Below are 220 nucleotides of genomic sequence, written 5' to 3' on the forward strand. Positions count from 1 at the left end.
GGTATGGTGGAAGAGGATGAGAAGGGATTGAATGAATTGAAGGAAAGGATCAATGCTCAGGAGTCAGTTGTGATGGTGGGTGGGGATGAAGATGAAAGGGAATGGTTTGAGGTTGGGAGGGATGAGGGGTTTGATTGTTGTTTGTTGTGTGGGGGAGGTGTGAATTATGTGGTGAAGGAGGAGAAAGAGGTGAATGAATTGATGAGGAGAGAGGAGGTGG

At 47.3% G+C, this 220-nt stretch carries 1 protein-coding gene; it reads left to right on the top strand.

Annotation, left to right across the window (positions count from 1 at the left end):
- Positions 1-27: 27 nt before the first annotated feature.
- On the top strand, positions 28-220 hold a 193-nt coding region (locus FS628_RS31140; RefSeq protein WP_145326732.1), incomplete at its 3' end, for a hypothetical protein.

The organism is Paenibacillus xylanexedens (assembly GCF_007676705.1).
GTDB classification, from domain to species: Bacteria; Bacillota; Bacilli; order Paenibacillales; family Paenibacillaceae; genus Paenibacillus; species Paenibacillus xylanexedens_C.